This window comes from Streptococcus mutans, assembly GCF_006739205.1.
Lineage (GTDB): Bacteria > Bacillota > Bacilli > Lactobacillales > Streptococcaceae > Streptococcus > Streptococcus mutans.
This window is the reverse complement of record NZ_AP019720.1, coordinates 1,131,081-1,148,555: the sequence shown is the minus strand read 5'-3', so window position 1 is coordinate 1,148,555 and position 17,475 is coordinate 1,131,081. Positions and strand designations below refer to the sequence as shown.

Annotated in this window: 18 protein-coding genes and 1 other annotated feature; of the genes, 16 read left to right on the top strand and 2 right to left on the bottom strand. The window is 37.7% G+C overall.

Features of this window, described 5'->3' with window-relative positions:
- Window positions 1-33: 33 nt before the first annotated feature.
- On the bottom strand, window positions 34-2,139 hold the full coding sequence (locus FNL60_RS05910; protein WP_002262823.1) for an AAA family ATPase: 2,106 nt from the start codon (window positions 2,137-2,139) through the stop codon (window positions 34-36).
- Window positions 2,140-2,370: 231 nt separating this feature from the next.
- Window positions 2,371-2,502 (top strand) — a sequence feature (ribosomal protein L10 leader region).
- 31 nt (window positions 2,503-2,533) lie between these two features.
- Between FNL60_RS05910 and rplJ the strand changes: the two genes are divergently transcribed.
- The 4 genes from rplJ to FNL60_RS05885 all read left to right on the top strand — a co-directional run bounded on the left by rplJ (window position 2,534) and on the right by FNL60_RS05885 (window position 5,377).
- Entirely contained in the window at window positions 2,534-3,037 is a 504-nt protein-coding gene (rplJ, locus tag FNL60_RS05900) for a 50S ribosomal protein L10 (protein WP_002262824.1), read from the top strand.
- A 65-nt stretch (window positions 3,038-3,102) separates the two neighbouring features.
- Entirely contained in the window at window positions 3,103-3,471 is a 369-nt protein-coding gene (gene rplL, locus FNL60_RS05895; RefSeq protein ID WP_002262825.1) for a 50S ribosomal protein L7/L12, read from the top strand.
- A gap of 266 nt (window positions 3,472-3,737) precedes the next feature.
- A complete protein-coding gene (locus FNL60_RS05890; RefSeq protein ID WP_002262826.1) occupies window positions 3,738-4,289 on the top strand; it encodes a carboxymuconolactone decarboxylase family protein in 552 nt (183 codons plus the stop codon).
- A 20-nt stretch (window positions 4,290-4,309) separates the two neighbouring features.
- Complete coding sequence (locus FNL60_RS05885; RefSeq protein WP_002262827.1) at window positions 4,310-5,377, top strand: acyl-CoA dehydrogenase family protein; 1,068 nt, start codon at window positions 4,310-4,312, stop codon at window positions 5,375-5,377.
- 362 nt (window positions 5,378-5,739) lie between these two features.
- Here the strand turns inward: FNL60_RS05885 and FNL60_RS05880 are convergent, their stop codons facing one another.
- Complete coding sequence (locus tag FNL60_RS05880) at window positions 5,740-6,639, bottom strand: polysaccharide deacetylase family protein (RefSeq protein WP_002266478.1); 900 nt, start codon at window positions 6,637-6,639, stop codon at window positions 5,740-5,742.
- A 105-nt stretch (window positions 6,640-6,744) separates the two neighbouring features.
- Here FNL60_RS05880 and FNL60_RS05875 point away from each other — a divergent pair, with 105 nt between their 5' ends.
- From FNL60_RS05875 to FNL60_RS05820, 12 genes are all read left to right on the top strand, one after another.
- Window positions 6,745-8,031, top strand: a complete 1,287-nt coding sequence (locus tag FNL60_RS05875) for a homoserine dehydrogenase (protein WP_002269948.1) — start codon at window positions 6,745-6,747, stop codon at window positions 8,029-8,031.
- A 1-nt stretch (window position 8,032) separates the two neighbouring features.
- Complete coding sequence (gene thrB / locus FNL60_RS05870) at window positions 8,033-8,899, top strand: homoserine kinase (RefSeq protein WP_002264309.1); 867 nt, start codon at window positions 8,033-8,035, stop codon at window positions 8,897-8,899.
- A gap of 168 nt (window positions 8,900-9,067) precedes the next feature.
- Window positions 9,068-10,345, top strand: a complete 1,278-nt coding sequence (locus FNL60_RS05865) for a bifunctional folylpolyglutamate synthase/dihydrofolate synthase (RefSeq protein WP_002262831.1) — start codon at window positions 9,068-9,070, stop codon at window positions 10,343-10,345.
- Window positions 10,346-10,365: 20 nt separating this feature from the next.
- Window positions 10,366-10,929, top strand: a complete 564-nt coding sequence (folE, locus tag FNL60_RS05860; RefSeq protein ID WP_002262832.1) for a GTP cyclohydrolase I FolE — start codon at window positions 10,366-10,368, stop codon at window positions 10,927-10,929.
- Window positions 10,930-10,938: 9 nt separating this feature from the next.
- Window positions 10,939-11,739: a dihydropteroate synthase gene (gene folP / locus FNL60_RS05855; protein ID WP_002262833.1), complete on the top strand. Its 801-nt coding sequence runs from the start codon at window positions 10,939-10,941 to the stop codon at window positions 11,737-11,739.
- Between the two features lie 7 nt (window positions 11,740-11,746).
- Window positions 11,747-12,109, top strand: a complete 363-nt coding sequence (gene folB, locus FNL60_RS05850) for a dihydroneopterin aldolase (protein WP_002262834.1) — start codon at window positions 11,747-11,749, stop codon at window positions 12,107-12,109.
- A complete protein-coding gene (folK, locus tag FNL60_RS05845; RefSeq protein ID WP_002267978.1) occupies window positions 12,106-12,585 on the top strand; it encodes a 2-amino-4-hydroxy-6-hydroxymethyldihydropteridine diphosphokinase in 480 nt (159 codons plus the stop codon). The genes folB and folK overlap by 4 nt, the downstream gene beginning before the upstream one ends.
- 134 nt (window positions 12,586-12,719) lie before the next feature.
- The gene (gene murB, locus FNL60_RS05840; protein WP_002262836.1) at window positions 12,720-13,640 is read left to right on the top strand and encodes a UDP-N-acetylmuramate dehydrogenase; all 921 of its coding nucleotides are present in this window, start codon (window positions 12,720-12,722) and stop codon (window positions 13,638-13,640) included.
- 3 nt (window positions 13,641-13,643) lie between these two features.
- Window positions 13,644-14,798, top strand: a complete 1,155-nt coding sequence (locus FNL60_RS05835; RefSeq protein WP_002262837.1) for an ABC transporter ATP-binding protein — start codon at window positions 13,644-13,646, stop codon at window positions 14,796-14,798.
- Window positions 14,782-15,576, top strand: a complete 795-nt coding sequence (locus tag FNL60_RS05830; protein ID WP_002262838.1) for an ABC transporter permease — start codon at window positions 14,782-14,784, stop codon at window positions 15,574-15,576. The genes FNL60_RS05835 and FNL60_RS05830 overlap by 17 nt, the downstream gene beginning before the upstream one ends.
- Window positions 15,573-16,349 (top strand): ABC transporter permease, encoded by a 777-nt coding sequence (locus FNL60_RS05825; RefSeq protein WP_002264305.1) that lies wholly within the window; start codon window positions 15,573-15,575, stop codon window positions 16,347-16,349. Before FNL60_RS05830 ends, FNL60_RS05825 begins: the two co-directional genes overlap by 4 nt.
- Window positions 16,342-17,415 (top strand): ABC transporter substrate-binding protein, encoded by a 1,074-nt coding sequence (locus FNL60_RS05820; protein WP_002264304.1) that lies wholly within the window; start codon window positions 16,342-16,344, stop codon window positions 17,413-17,415. The genes FNL60_RS05825 and FNL60_RS05820 overlap by 8 nt, the downstream gene beginning before the upstream one ends.
- The last annotated feature ends 60 nt before the right edge of the window (window positions 17,416-17,475 follow it).

Sequence of the window (17,475 nt, the reverse complement as noted above, 5' to 3'; positions counted from 1 at the left end):
AATTAGCATTCTAGCCTCTCAAATTGCATAGGATTAAGCTTCTTCAATAATCAATTTGTCATCTTGCATTTCAGCTTTGAGATGTTTAACATCTGTATGATCAAGATAGAAGTCAGTTACTTTATCACGAATTTCTTGCTCGATAACTCGGCGTAATGGACGAACACCCATTGCTTCGTCATAACCTTCTTCAATCAAATGTGCCTTGGCGCTGTCACTGACAACAAGATCAATTCCTTTCTTAGCAAGCGTGGTATTCACTTCAGATAGCATGAGATTAACGATTTCATCCAAGTCTTCTTTGCTTAAGTGAGAGAATTCAATGACTGCATTGAAACGGTTTAAAAACTCGGGACGGAAGTAAGGGGCAATGCGATCCATGATCTTCATGTCCTTATCTTCCTGACCAGTTAATGCTTCATTACCAAAACCAGCATTAGAAGTTGCAATAATCACGGTATTCTTAAAGTTAATGGTATTACCTTGTCCGTCTGTCAAACGACCATCATCCAATACTTGAAGGAGAAGAGTGATGACTTGAGAGTCAGCCTTTTCAATCTCATCAAGTAAAACGATAGAATAAGGATTGCGGCGAACACGTTCAGTCAATGTATTGCTGTTATCATCATAGCCGACATAACCGGCAGTAGTACCAATCAATTTGGAAACAGCTGTACGATCACTGTACTCTGACATATCAAGACGGATAATAGAGTCTTTAGAACCAAACATATCCAAGGCTAACTGCTTAGCCAATTCTGTTTTACCAACACCAGTAGGTCCGACAAAAAGGAAACTGCCGATTGGACGGTTGCCTTCATCAAAACCAGCACGGTTACGGCGAATAGCGCGTGAAACAGCTTCAACAGCTTCATCTTGACCAATAACTTTGCCTTTGAGACGAGAATTCATTTCTTTTAGACGTTCAATGTCACTGCTTCCCATTTGCGAAACAGGGATACCTGTCAAACGTTCAACTGCCTCAGCCACATCGTTGATAGTAGCAGTGACCTTTTGCCCTTCAGTATGATTGTCAATTTGTGCTTGCAGTTTATCAATTTTAGTTTTTGATTTAAGAGCTTCCTCATAATCTTCTTTTTCAGCAGCAGCTTGTTGTTTATCTTTTTCAGTTTGAATTTCTTTTTCAAGTGTCTTAACATCAGTTGCTGGATGTTGAGCAGCCAGATGAGCAGCTGTCATATCAACAAGGTCAATGGCCTTATCAGGCAGACTGCGTTGCGGGATGTATTGTACGGATAAGTCAACAGCAGCTTTTAAAACTTCCTTAGGCAAAATAACATTATGATGTTGTTCGTAGAGAGCTGAAATACCTTTTAAAATTTCGTAAGTATCCTCAGCAGAAGGTGCATTTACTTTGACTTCGTTGAAACGACGTGCCAATGCAGCGTTTTTCATAATGGTATTGCGGTATTCATCTTGCGTAGTAGCACCGATAACAGTCAATTCACCGCGAGATAAAGCAGGTTTGATAATGTCTGCCAAACCTTTAGAACCACTGTCACCACCAGTTGAACCAGCACCTAAAATTTGATGAATTTCATCAAAGAAGAGGATGATATTGCCAGCTTCTTTGACTTCTTTAACCAAGTTTTGAATATTTTCTTCGAAAGCACCACGGTATTGTGTACCAGCTTCTAATCCTGAAATATCAATAGAAATAACTTCCTTATTTTTAATACTGGCAGGGACATCACCGTTAACAATAGCCTGTGCTAAGCCTTCAACGACAGCTGTTTTACCAACACCGGCATCACCGACCAGAACAGGATTGTTTTTAGTCCGCCGAGCTAAGATCTCAGCAGTTTCTTGAATTTCTTTATTCCGTCCAATAACAGGATCAAGGTTACCTTGTCTGGCTTCTTCGGTTAAATTGTTACCAAGCTTAGTCAAAATACTGTCTTCTTTTGGAGTTCTAGCAGCAGCTTGAGCTTGCTGTATTTCTGGATTGCCAGGAAGCTTACCTGTTTGTCTGTATTGTGCGAATTCTTCGGGACTTACTTCACGACCGTTAATTAAATATCGACGGTTTTCAGAGTTGTATCCCCCCATATTACCCATTAATTGATTAAAAATATCGTCCATATTTCCAAAAGGATCGCGTCCATTAAAATTTGCCATAATTTATTACCTCTTTTTTAATTATTATAAATAGTCGATTATACTATAACAGTTTAGTAAAGAAAACAATTTTCAGACACTGATATAGAAGCTTTATCAACTATTTGCCTATATTATAACACCAATATTATTATATATCAAGCAGAATGTATTATATAATAAAAATAATTTAAAATTCTTCTTAAATTGCCTTAATAACTTGACTTGTTCAAATAATATGTTATGATAGTAAAGGTTTTGAAAAACTGACCTAAGACAGCAGGGGAGCGTGCTCATAATATTCCTGCCGAGGCACAAAACGTAAACTGAAAAAACGTATTGTACTTTCGTGTCTGGGTTTGGGTGCGATTTTTTATTGCATTCAGCCAAAAATAAAAACGGAGGTTAAACACTGATGAGTGAAGCAAGTATTGCTAAAAAAGCAGAATTAGTTGATGCTGTTGCTGAGAAAATGAAAGCAGCTGTAAGTATCGTCGTTGTTGATTCACGTGGTCTTACTGTTGAACAAGATACTGTTCTTCGTCGTAACTTGCGTGAAAGTGCTGTTGAATTCAAAGTTATCAAGAATTCAATCTTACGTCGTGCTGCTGAAAAAGCTGGTCTTGAAGGATTTGATGATATCTTTACTGGACCATCAGCTGTTGCATTTTCAAATGAAGATGTTGTGGCACCAGCTAAAATTATTAACGATTTTGCTAAAGATGCTGAAGCACTTGAAATCAAAGGCGGTGCAATCGAAGGTGCTGTTTCTACAAAAGAAGAAATTCAAGCTCTCGCAGCACTTCCAAACAGAGAAGGACTTCTTTCTATGCTCTTGTCTGTACTTCAAGCGCCAGTCCGCAACGTTGCATATGCTGTCAAAGCTGTTGCAGAAAGCAAAGACGAAGACGCCGCTTAAGTCTTCAAACAGTAGCATAGTGCTACAAATTATTTAAGAAAAACTATTTTTGGAGGAATTTAACAATGGCATTGAACATTGAAAACATTATTGCTGAAATTAAAGAAGCTTCAATCCTTGAGCTTAACGATCTTGTAAAAGCGATTGAAGAAGAATTTGGTGTAACTGCAGCTGCTCCTGTAGCTGCGGCTGGTGCAGCTGGTGGAGAAGAAGCAGCTGCTAAAGATTCATTTGATATCGAATTGACTGCTGGTGGTGACAAGAAAGTTGCTGTTATCAAAGTTGTTCGTGAAATCACAGGCGAAGGTCTTAAAGAAGCTAAAGGTCTTGTTGATAACGCACCATCTGTACTTAAAGAAGGTGTTGCAGCAGCAGAAGCTGAAGAACTTAAAGCTAAACTTGAAGAAGCTGGAGCAACTGTTACTCTTAAATAAGAGAGTCTTGTTTTAAAGCTATTCAAACAATAAAGTCCGCTAAGGTTTTCTTAGTGGGCTTTTTCTTTGGTTATAGTTATTTTTTTGCATAAATAAAATTATGTAAAAATATTTTGGCGTTTCAATTGTACCTTCTCTGAAATTGGAATTTTTTGTTTATCCAAGAGCTCTATAAATTTTTCTTATGCCTAACCATAAAAAATATAGATTATCCTAAAAAGGTAGGGCATGATAAGATAGTAGAAATACTAAAAAAGGAGTTTATTATGTCTAAATTTACTATACATACAATTGAAACTGCACCCGAGAGAGTTAAAGAAACGTTGCGGACAGTTAAAAAGGACAATGGCGGCTATATACCTAATCTTATTGGCCTTTTGGCTAATGCCCCAACGGCTCTTGAGACTTATCGGACAGTAGGAGAAATTAATCGTCGTAATTCATTAACACCAACGGAGCGCGAAGTTGTTCAGATTACAGCTGCTGTAACCAATGGCTGTGCTTTTTGTGTAGCAGGTCATACAGCCTTTTCGATTAAGCAAATTCAAATGGCACCAGATTTATTAGAGGCCTTGCGCAATGCAACTCCGATCGATGATGATCCTAAGTTGGATACCTTGGCAAAATTTACTATTGCTGTTATTAACACCAAGGGACGTGTCGGAGATGAAGCTTTTGCTGATTTCTTGGAAGTTGGTTATACACCTGAGAATGCGCTTGATGTGGTTTTGGGTGTTAGTTTAGCCTCGCTTTGCAATTATGCCAATAATATGGCAGACACACCAATTAACCCAGAGTTACAGCAGTATGTGAAATAGAAAATGAAAAGGGGGCTATTATGGCTTATTTTTCGGGAGAATTTATTGATTGGTTAGATACTCATGCTGATCAGATTGACCAAAAGTCTGGCGGAGCAGCTGACCAACTATTAGAAAAAGTAGCAGCGGAAGGTGTCTTTGGTCTTGCTGTTCCAGAGAAATCTGGGGGTAAGGGTGGTTCTCAAACAGAGGTTATTGGATTTTTGTCAGAATTAGCGCAGCATTCTTTAACGGCTTCCTTTATCTCATGGGGACATCGAACCTTTATCGAAAATATTCTTGCAAGCAGTAACGACTATGCTAGAAAGACTTGGCTGCCTGATTTGTTAACAGGGAAATTAGCAGCCGGGACAGCTCTGTCAAATGCGACAAAATTCTTATCTAAAATTGAAGAATTGAATGTTACTATCATTGAGCAAGAGGGACAGTATTACCTTAAAGGCAGATTACCTTGGGTGACTAATTTGCGTTCTGATAATTTCGTTACTATTTTTGCGGCTTCTTTTGAAGACGAAAATAAAAAACCTTTAATTTTGACAGTGCCATCAACAGCAGCACACCTATCACGCTCTGATGATTTAGAATTTGTTTCTTTGCAGGGTTCTAACACAGCAGCTCTCACATTTAATCGCGTTCCTTTGGATAATAACTGGATTTTATCAGATGATGCTGAAGACTTCTTGGCTCAGACGCGTCCGGAATTTCTAGGTTACCAATTTGGTCTTGCTTTTGGTTTAGCGGAGCGTTCCTTAAAAGAAGTTGCGCAAAATCTTAACAGCAATCGTTCAGTTCTGAGAACAGAATATGATAATGTTTTGAAAGATCTCAATACCATTAAGAGTGACTTGTTTGAAGGTCTAGGTGATCGTACCTACTTCATTAGAAATCCGCGGCAGCTTTTTCAGTTACGCATTGATATCGTAGATATTGTAGCCAATAGTTTGCTGCTGGAATTGCAGGCAAGCGGCGGTCGCGGGTATTTTAAACATTCAACATCAAGTTTTATTCGCCGTTGGAATGAAGGGGCTTTTCTGCCGATAGTTTCCCCAAGTGCAGTTCAGCTTCGACATATTTTGGAAACTGTTTAGCCCCTTGATCTCTCGCTTGTCCTCTTTTGATATGGACTTATTTATTCTTTCAATAAATATGTTTGGAATTTATGGCTTTCCTTAACTAATGGAGGCGAAAACTAAATAATCCAGCGGACTATTTAGAAATCTAAGGACTGTACTCTTTTTGGCGATTCTGGGTCTTGCTAACTCCTCGTGATCAAACTATAAGCAGTTCTATCACTTTAACTACAGTGAAAAGCAATCAGAGACCCATCGTCTAAAAAATAAAGACAATGGGAATACCTACCAGTTGCCGCTGTGGTCACAGTGTCGTTTCCAAAGGTAAGGATAATATATATCAAAAGACTAGGACTGTTTTTAATCCTAGTCTTTTGTCGTTACTGAATGGCAGGAGAGATAGTATTTATTAAAACATCTGCACTTGTATCTGGTAGGATGCGGATACGATTTAAGGAGAGAAGTCCATCGTTAGCACTAGCTAGGCCTTCGTTAGTTGTCACTCCCAACTTATATTGATTAGCTAAATTAAGCGTTGTATCATTGTAACGTCCCGCTGGATAAGCTATTGCTGTTGTGGTTTGATCTAATTCTTTATCGAGATAATCCTTAGATTGCTTTAGCTCCGCAGCCTGCGTTTCTTGATCTGAAGCAGATAAATCAGGATGGGTTAGAGTATGAGATTGGAAAGACATTCCTTCCTTTTTCATTTCTTTCATTTGCTTTAACGTTAGGTTTCCAGCTCTTCCCTCCTGAGTGAAACTGGTGATAACATTATTGGTGGCCTTGGCTTTATATTTTTTTAAGATAGGGAAGGCAATATTATAAAAGTCAATAAGACTGTCATCAAAAGTCAGCCAAATCACTTTTTTAGCAGGCAGACTGTTTTGAGTAAGAGCTTTGTAAGCTTCTTCTGGAGTTAAAAAGTAGTAACCCTCGTCGCTCAAACGTTTAATATGACTTTCAAAAATATCGGGAGCAACAATGAGATTGGCATTTCCTGCTTCCTCTGGAGCCATATTATGGATAGCGTGATACATTAAAATAGGGATTTTAACTGGCTGATCTTGTTTGGTCCATTTGCTGTTTGTTTTTTCTTTTTTCTGATGGCTGCTTTTAGCAATGCTGGTTACAGTAGTAGTTGTAGTTCTATTTTTAGTTGCTGTCTTTTTTTGGTAGGTTACTACAAAAAGGAGAAAACCTAATATTAAAGCACAGGCAAAAATTAAAATGGCATTAAGGCCTGTTAATGATTTCTTTTGATGTTTTTTCTTAGTCATAAAATATCCTCTTAGCTTATTATAGCACAAGAAGCGGATAATTAGCTGTAAATTCTGCCAAAAATTTGATATAATGAAAAAAATTGTGTTTACAAGGAGAAGGAAATGTCTATAAAAATTGGTTTGCTTGGGTTTGGTACAGTAGCGAGCGGAATACCGTTTTTATTGAAGGAAAACAAGGATAAAATTATAGCTGCTTCAGGGACTAAACTTGAAATTGCTAAAGTTTTGGTTAAAGACGACGATGAGAAAAAACGTCTTTTGGCAGCGGGCAATGATTTTAACTTTGTAACGAATGTTGATGATATTTTGTCCGATGACGATATTGCTATTGTTGTGGAATTGATGGGACGCATTGAACCAGCTAAGACTTTTATCACCAAGGCGCTTGAAGCTGGTAAGCATGTTGTTTCAGCTAATAAAGACTTAATTGCAACGCATGGTAAAGAACTCATCAGACTTGCTCAAGATAAAGGTGTAGCTTTTTATTATGAGGCTGCTGTTGCTGGTGGTATTCCGATTTTACGCACTTTAGCCAATTCATTGACTTCTGATAAGGTCACTCGTATTCTTGGAGTATTAAACGGAACCTCTAATTTTATGATGACCAAAATGGTCGATGAAGGCTGGACCTATGAAGCGGCTCTCAAAAAAGCTCAGGAATTAGGTTATGCCGAAAGCGATCCGACCAATGATGTTGAAGGAATTGATGCAGCTTATAAGGCTGTTATTCTCAGCCAATTTGGTTTTGGCATGACAATTGATTTTGATCAAGTAGTGCATCAAGGTATTTCAAGCATTACTCCTGATGATGTCGCTATGGCACAGCAACTAGGTTATGTTATCAAGCTGGTTGGTTCAGTTGAGGAAACACCTTCTGGTATTTTTGCAGAAGTGTCACCTACATTCCTTCCAAAATCTCATCCGCTTGCCAGTGTTAATGATGTGATGAATGCAGTCTTTGTGGAATCAATTGGTATTGGTGAGTCTATGTACTATGGACCGGGTGCCGGTCAAAAGCCAACAGCAACCTCTGTTGTAGCTGATGTGATTCGCATCGCTCGTCGCATCAAAGACGGTAATGTCGGTAAATGCTTCAATGAATTTATCCGTGAAACAAAAATTGCGCATCCTGATGATGTTAAAAGTCATTATTATTTTGCTATTAATACAGCAGATGAAAAAGGTAAAATGCTGCGCTTGGCGGAAATTTTCAATTCAGAAGATATCTCTTTTGAACAAGTTTTACAGCAAAAAGCTAATGGTGAACAAGCGCGTGTGGTGATAATTACGCATTCATTGAGTAAAAGCCAGTTAGTAAATGTCACTGAGAAATTACAAGCTGTGGCAGACTTTAAATTGCTCAACACTTTCAAAGTATTAGGGGAATAAGATGAAAATTACAGTACCTGCAACATCAGCTAATATTGGACCCGGCTTTGACTCTGTCGGCGTTGCTCTTTCCAAATATCTTTCTATTGAAGTTTTAGAAGAAGCTGCTTCTTGGCATATTAGTCATGATTTGGGTGATATTCCAAGTGATGAGCATAATTTGTTGCTTGTAACAGCTTTAAAAGTGGCACCAGATCTCAGACCTCATCGCTTACGTATGGTTAGTGATATTCCTCTGGCAAGAGGATTAGGATCGTCAAGCTCTGTTATTGTTGCAGGTATTGAATTGGCTAATCAATTAGCAGATCTGAATTTGACAGACAGTGAAAAGTTAGACATTGCAACGGAAATTGAAGGACATCCAGACAATGTGGCACCGGCTTTATTTGGAAACCTCGTGATTTCCAGTTATATCAATCAAAAAGTTAATTATGTTGTTGCTGATTTTCCCAAAAGCTCTTTTATTGCTTTTATCCCTAATTATGAGTTAAAGACCAGTGACAGCCGTGATGTTTTACCAACAGATTTAACATATAAGGAAGCGGTGGCTGCTAGCTCAATTGCTAATGTTGCTGTTGCCGGTCTTTTGACTGGTGATTTAAAGACAGCGGGTGAAGCTATTATGAATGACCGCTTTCATGAACGTTTTCGTCAATCCTTGGTAAGGGAATTTGCACAAATTAAGGAGATCGGTAAGCGAAACGGTGCTTATGCCAGCTACCTTTCTGGTGCAGGGCCGACGGTTATTGTCTTAACGGATCAAGATAAGGCTGATCAAATCAAGGCGGACATTGATGCTTTAGAGCTAAGTGGTAGTACTCATTTGCTTCGTATTGATGCTAAGGGTGTAAGGGTTGAGAAAAATTAATAAGAATCTTTACTTAAATGATGAATGATAACTACTGCGTTAGCAATATACTTTGAATATTTTATAGATAATCTTCTAAAAGATATATCCGCTTGTGGTGATTGTATCGGTCATGATGGCTTTGTCTTAAACTCATCTGTGTTTTTGAAATTTAGAGCTGGAGAAAAAATGAATTATCAAGAAGCATTGACTTGGATACAGGATAGTTTAAAGTTTGGGATTAAACCGGGCTTGGAACGTATGACTTGGATGCTAGAAAAATTGGGCAATCCCCAACGGCATATTTGCGGCATCCATGTTGTCGGTACTAATGGTAAAGGATCCACTGTTAATGATTTACAAACTATTTTTAGTGAAGCAGGTTATCGGGTTGGGACTTTTATTTCACCTTATATTATTGATTTTAGAGAGCGAATCTCAATTAATGGTCGAATGATCAGTGAAAGGGATCTTGTTCATTTAGTTCAATTAGCCAAACCTGTGGTTGAACGTCTGCCTCTTGAGACTGATTTGGAAGCAGCGACAGAATTTGAAATTATCACGCTTTTAATGTTTCTTTATTTCGGGAAAGTGCATCCGGTTGATTTGGTTATTATTGAGGCAGGAATGGGCGGACTCTACGACTCAACCAATGTTTTTAAGGCGCAAGCCGTTATTTGTACCTCCATTGGACTGGACCATCAGGCCGTTTTGGGAGAGACTTATTCTGATATTGCTCAGCAAAAGGTCGGTGTTTTAAAAGAAGGAGTCCCTTTTATTTTTGCTGAAAAACGTCCTGATGTTAAAGCTGTTTTTTACCAAAAGGCCAAAGAAACTCAGAGCCCTATTTATGAGTTAGGGCAAACTTTTTATCTTGTAGATAAGGGTGAGAGGTTTGATTTTATTTGCGGTGATAAAAAGATTTCTGATATTAGATTGGCCATGCAAGGAAACCATCAAAGAGCTAATGCTGCTTTGGCTATTATGGCTACCCTTTTATTGCAAGAGCATTTTCCTAAGGTAACTGATACTGTTATTCAAAAAAGTCTGGTTCATAACTACTGGATAGGAAGGACAGAGTTTATCAAAGACAATCTTATGATTGATGGTGCTCATAATAATGAAAGTGTTGCCGCCTTAGTGGAACTTTTAAAAGAGCAGTATGCTGATAAAAAGATTCATATTCTTTTTGCAGCCATTAATACCAAACCAATTGACAGCATGTTAAAGCAATTAAATCAATTCACTGATTTGACTGTGACAACCTTTTCTTATCCTGATGCCCTTCCTTTGAAAGATTATCCACAGATTTACAAACAAGTCAGTAACTTTAAGCTTTGGCTCAAAAGATTAAGCAAGGCTCAAAGAGATGACTTTTATGTCATTACAGGATCGCTCTATTTTATTTCACAAGTCAGAAAAGTTCTTTTGAAAAATGAAGAAATAGGCTATAATAGATTGTATTAAGAAAAATGAATGAGAAAATAATGTCAGACCAAAAAAAGATTGAAGAAGCCGTTTATCAGTTGTTAGAAGCACTTGGTGAAGACCCTAATCGTGAGGGACTGTTGGATACGCCAAAGCGTGTTGCTAAGATGTATCAGGAAATGTTTGCAGGTCTTAATGAGGATCCTAAAGACCAGTTTACAGCTGTTTTTTCTGAAGAACATGAAGACGTTGTTTTAGTCAAGGATATCCCATTTTATTCTATGTGTGAGCATCATTTAGTCCCTTTTCACGGCTTAGCACATGTTGCCTATATTCCGAGTGACGGCTGCGTCACAGGACTTAGTAAATTAGCTCGTGCTGTTGAGGTGGTCAGCAAACGCCCGCAGCTGCAGGAGCGACTGACAGTTCAAATAGCTAATGCTCTTGAGGAAGCCTTAAAGCCTAAAGGTGTTCTTGTTATGATTGAAGCAGAGCACATGTGCATGACTATGAGAGGAATCAAAAAGCCTGGCAGCAAAACTGTAACCAGAGTTGTTAGAGGTATTTGCCAATCTGATAAAGAAACGCGTCAGGAAATTATAGCAATGATACATCATAACTAGGGAGCAAGCATGAAAATTGGTAAATATGATGTAGCTGGTAAAGCAGCTATTATGGGGATTCTCAATGTAACCCCAGATTCATTTTCAGATGGCGGACAATACGAAACAATCGATCAGGCTCTAAAACAGGTTGAAGCCATGTTGGCAGCAGGAGCGGCTATCATTGATATCGGCGGAGAATCCACACGTCCCGGCGCAGCATTTGTTTCTGCTGAGGATGAAATTAAACGGATTGTTCCAATTGTTGAAGCTATTAGCGAAAAGTTTAACTGCCTGATTAGCATTGATACCTATAAGACTGAGACTGCTCGAGTAGCCCTTGCTGCGGGAGCGCACATCTTAAATGATGTGTGGTCTGGTCTTTATGATGGGCAAATGTTTCAATTAGCAGCTGAAACTGGAGCGCCTATTATTTTGATGCACAATCAGTGTGAAGAAGTTTATGGCAATGTGACAGAAGATGTTTGCCAATTCTTGCTGGAACGTGCTGATTTAGCCCAAAAAACAGGAGTTAAAAAAGAAAATATTTGGCTTGATCCTGGTTTTGGTTTCGCTAAAAATGTCGAACAAAACATGGAACTTCTACGAGGCTTAGCGGAGGTGACTAAGCTTGGTTATCCTGTTTTATTTGGTATTTCTAGAAAACGTGTTGTTGATAGTTTGTTAGGCGGTCATACCAAGCCGCAAGAGCGAGACATGGCGACAGCGGCTCTTTCTGGCTATGCCATTAGTAAGGGCTGCAAAATTGTTAGAGTACATAACGTGGCTGCCAACAAAGACATTGTAAAGGTCAGCAGCCAGTTAGCATGAGGGTGTTATGGATAAGATTATTTTAAAGGGTTGTCGTTTTTATGCTTATCATGGTGTTTTTTCTGAAGAAAAGACCTTGGGGCAGATTTTTACGGTTGACTTAGAACTCTCACTTGATTTAAAGGCAGCTTCAAAAACAGATAAATTGGAAGACACGGTGAATTACGGTCAAGTTTTTTCAGTACTTAAGAGTCGTATTGAAAACAGTCAATATACTCTGATCGAAAGATTGGCAGGGGTCATTTGTGAAGATATTTTTGAACAATTTTCACCAGTGAGGGCTATCAAAATTTGTATTACTAAAGAAAATCCGCCCATTGCTGGTCATTATGATAGGGTTGGTATTGAATTGAAACGAGAGCGCTCATGACACTTGTTTATTTAAGTCTAGGCAGTAATATAGGAGAGCGGCAGACTTATTTGCAGAGAGCTTTAGAGGAACTGGCTCATCTCTCTCATATTACTTTACAGGCAGTGTCCCCTATCTATGAAACAGCGGCCTGGGGAAAGACAGATCAAGCTGATTTTTTAAATATTGTTTGTCAACTCGAAACTGATTTATCACCATACGATTTACTAGAGACTTGTCAAAAAATTGAAAAACATTTAAATCGTGTCCGTCATGAACATTGGGGTCCCAGAACAATTGATATTGATATCTTATTTTATGGAAATACTATTATTAAAGAGGATAACCTCAAAATCCCCCATCCCTATTTGCAGAATCGTGCTTTTGTTTTGGTTCCTCTTAATGATATTGCCAGTGAATTAGTTCATCCGGTTTTAAAGGAAACGGTAGCTGTTCTGCTGGAAAAAGTGGACAAATCAGGAGTTAAAATCTGGTAGAAAATCTATCAGTTTGGGAAATTATGAATTAATGGGAAAATAACTTCTCTTGTCGTCAAAGTATGTAAAATTTGATATAATAAAATCGGTTTAATTTACCGATTTTTTAATATGAAAAAGTAGAGAAATAGCTAATGATGTTAAATGAAATGAACAAAAGTTTAGAAGGCGTTGATATCCGTATTAATGAACCCCTAAAAAAATATACCTATACAAAAGTGGGCGGTCCAGCTGATTTTTTAGCCTTTCCACGTAATCGTTATGAACTCGCTCGCATTGTTAAATTTGCTAATCAAAATAACCTACCTTGGATGGTTTTAGGAAATGCCAGTAATTTGATTGTGCGTGATGGTGGGATTCGTGGCTTTGTCATCATGTTTGACAAACTTAATGCTGTGACTGTTGATGGTTATGTGATTGAAGCAGAAGCAGGTTCTAATCTAATTGAAACAACTAAAGTTGCTCAATATCATAGCTTGACTGGCTTTGAATTTGCTTGTGGCATTCCGGGAAGTATTGGTGGTGCTGTTTTTATGAATGCTGGTGCTTACGGTGGTGAAATCTCTCATATTTTGATCTCAGCTCAGGTTTTAACTAGAGATGGTGAGATTAAAACAATTGAAGCGCGAGATATGCGCTTTGGTTATCGTCATTCTGTTTTACAAGATAATCAGGAAGTTGTTGTTTCAGCCAAGTTTTCTTTAAAACCAGGGGATTATACTATTATCAGTCAGGAAATGCAGCGTTTAAATCATTTACGAGCACTTAAACAACCTTTAGAGCATCCTTCTTGTGGTTCAGTCTTCAAGCGTCCCTTAGGACATTTTGCAGGTCAGTTGATTATGGAAGCTCAATTGATGGGACATCGCATTGGTGGTGTTGAAGTCAGCACAAAACATGCCGGTTTTATGGTCAATGTCGCCAACGGTTCAGCTAAAAATTACGAAGATCTAATTGCTGATGTTATTCATAGAGTTAAAGAAAATTCTGGTGTTACTCTTGAACCAGAGGTTCGAATTATTGGTGAAAAAGAAGTACAAATGGAGGACTCATAGGTATTGACTAAGCCAATCATTGCATTTAAAAATGTGTCAAAGGTTTTTGAAGACAATGGTACTGTTGTTTTAAAAAATATTAACTTTGAATTAGAAGAAGGGAAGTTTTACACGCTTCTTGGAGCGTCCGGTTCAGGGAAATCAACCATTCTAAATCTAATCGCGGGTTTACTGGAAGCAAGCAGCGGTGGTATTTTTCTTGATGGAAAACGAATCAATGATATCCCTATCAATAAACGTGATGTACACACGGTCTTTCAGTCTTATGCTCTCTTTCCTCATATGACAGTTTTTGAAAATGTTGCCTTTCCGCTAAAATTACGAAAAGTAGCTAAGAAAGAAATTGAAAAACGTGTCACGGAAGCCTTAAACATGGTGCGTTTGGCTGGTTTTGAAAAGCGTTCGATTGGAAAATTATCAGGCGGTCAGAGACAGCGTGTTGCCATTGCTCGTGCCATTATCAATCAGCCTAAGGTTGTTTTACTGGATGAGCCTCTGTCAGCTTTGGATTTGAAATTGCGAACAGAAATGCAGTATGAATTGCGAGATCTGCAGCAGCGTTTAGGGATTACATTTGTCTTTGTAACGCACGATCAAGAAGAAGCGCTAGCCATGTCTGATTGGATTTTTGTCATGAATGATGGGGAAATTGTTCAATCAGGAACACCTGTTGATATTTATGATGAACCAATCAACCATTTTGTTGCTACTTTTATTGGAGAATCTAATATTCTGCCAGCTGTTATGATTGAGGATTACTTGGTTGAGTTCAATGGTAAGCGTTTCGAAGCTGTTGATGGTGGTATGCGGCCTAATGAAGCTGTTGAAGTGGTTATTCGACCGGAAGATTTGCAGATTACGTTGCCAGAAGAAGGCAAGCTTCAGGTCAAAGTTGAAACACAGCTTTTTCGTGGTGTTCATTATGAAATTATTGCTCATGATGAACTTGGCAATGAATGGATGATTCATTCAACGCATAAAGCTATTGAAGGTGAGATTATCGGACTTGACTTTACACCTGAAGATATTCATATCATGCGGCTCAATGAAACTGAAGCAGAATTTGATGCCCGTATTGAAGAATATGTGGAAACAGAAGAACATGAAGAAGGTCTAATAAATGCCATAGAGGAGGAGCGTCATGAAGAGGAAAGTTAATTTCTTTTTCCTGCCTTATCTTCTTTGGATAGGTCTTTTTGTGTTAGCGCCGGTAGCACTTATTCTTTACAAATCTTTTTTTGATATTGAGGGACATGTCACTTTAAGCAATTATCAAACTTTTTTTGCCAACTGGACTTATTTGAAAATGAGTCTTAATTCTATTTTATATGCTGCTATTATTACGCTGGTGACACTTCTTATTTCTTATCCAACGGCACTTATCTTGACAAATCTTAAGCACAAACAATTGTGGTTAATGTTAGTTATCTTGCCCACTTGGATTAACCTTTTACTTAAAGCTTATGCTTTTATGGGGATTTTTGGTTATCATGGCGGTGTTAATAGTTTTTTACAGTTTATGGGATTGGCACCTAAGCAAATTCTTTTTACTGATTTTTCTTTTATTTTCGTGGCTTCTTATATTGAAATCCCCTTTATGATTTTGCCTATTTTTAATGCTCTTGATGATATTGATTCCAATCTTATCAATGCTAGTCGTGATTTAGGGGCAACTGATTGGCAGACCTTCACCAAGGTCATTTTCCCCTTGTCTTTAAATGGTGTTAGAAGTGGTGTTCAATCTGTTTTCATCCCTAGTCTCAGTCTTTTTATGCTGACACGTCTAATTGGTGGTAATCGCGTCATTACTTTAGGGACTGCTATTGAACAGCACTTTCTGACAACACAAAATTGGGGAATGGGTTCAACTATTGGTGTCATTTTGATTGTTACCATGCTTGTTATTATGTGGGTAACTAAGGAGAGAAAGAAATGAAGAAAATAGGGCATTTATATTTAACGCTTGTATTTTTAATTCTTTATATTCCTATCTTTTATTTGATTTTTTATTCCTTTAATCAAGCAGGAGATATGAATCGTTTTACTGGTTTGACTTTAGAACATTATACAACTATGTTTAACGATCAGCGGTTAATGTTGATTCTTGTCGAAACCTTTCTGCTAGCATTTCTAAGCTCCTTATTGGCAACAGTTATTGGGACTTTTGGAGCGATTTTAATTTACCAAGTAAAAAAGAAGCATCAAAATACAATTTTGTCCATTAATAATGTCCTTATGGTAGCACCTGATGTGATGATTGGGGCCTCTTTCTTGATTCTCTTTACCTTTATTGGCTTTAAATTGGGCATGTTTTCCGTTCTTCTTAGTCACATCGCCTTTTCCATTCCTATTGTCGTTCTAATGGTTCTTCCCAGATTAAAAGAAATGAATGATGATATGGTTCATGCGGCTTATGACTTAGGAGCCAGCTACTTTCAAATGTTAAAAGAAGTGATGTTGCCTTATTTAACACCTAGCATTATTGCTGGGTATTTTATGGCTTTTACTTATTCTTTAGATGATTTTGCAGTAACTTTTTTTGTTACTGGAAATGGCTTTTCGACGCTTTCAGTTGAAATTTATTCCCGTGCTCGTAAGGGAATTTCTTTAGAAATCAATGCCTTGTCAACGGTTGTTTTCTTATTTAGCATTCTGCTTGTCATTGGTTATTATTTTATTTCGCAGGATAGGGAGGAAAAATATGCATAAACTTTATTCCTTTATAGGAAGTATTTTCCTTATTATCCTGCTTTTGATTGGCTTAAACTTCTATATGAATCAACAGATAGAAGGGAAAGGAGCTTCTGATAAGCTGGTTATTTATAACTGGGGGGATTATATTGATCCCGAACTTCTGACAAAATTTACCAAAGAAACAGGCATTCAGGTTCAATATGAAACTTTTGATTCCAATGAAGCTATGTATACCAAAATCAAGCAAGGTGGAACAACTTATGATATTGCTGTTCCTAGCGATTACATGATTAGCAAAATGAAGGCAGAGCATCTTTTGGTTAAGCTTGATAAATCAAAAATTAAGGGTTTAACTAATCTTGATCAGCAATTTCTTGGTAAGAGTTTTGATAAAGACAACACCTATTCTATTCCTTATTTTTGGGGAACAGTAGGCATCGTTTACAATAGCAAAATGCTAACTAAAGTACCTCAGCATTGGAATGACCTTTGGAATAAAGCATATACCAATAAGATTATGCTTGTTGATGGTGCACGTGAGGTACTTGGTTTTAGTCTCAATAGTCTTACTTATAGCCTCAATACTAAAAATAGGGCAGAGTTGGAGCGAGCTGAAAGGAAGCTCAATCAGTTGACACCCAATATTAAAGCTATCGTTGGTGATGAGATGAAGGGTTATCTCATTCGAGGAGATGCTGCTCTTGGTGTGACATTTTCAGGAGAAGCTAGAGAAATGCTGGATACCAATAAAGATCTTCGTTACCTCGTTCCTAGCGAAGGTTCCAATCTTTGGTTTGATAATCTAGTTATTCCTAAAACAGTCAAACACAAAAAGTCTGCCTATACTTTCATTAATTTTATGCTAAAGCCAGAAAACGCGGCTCAAAATGCTGAATATATTGGCTACGCAACGCCAAATGCTAAGGCGAAAGATTTACTACCGGCTGATATAAAAAATAATAAATCTTTTTATCCAAGTAAGGAAACAATAGGTCATTTAGAAGTCTATGATAATCTTGGCAAGAAGTGGCTGGGTATTTATAATGATCTCTATTTGCAATTTAAAATGTATCGTAAATAAAGTTTTCTAAGATATTTTTTAGTTTTTTATTTAATAGGATAGAAAAAAGTACGTCATTTG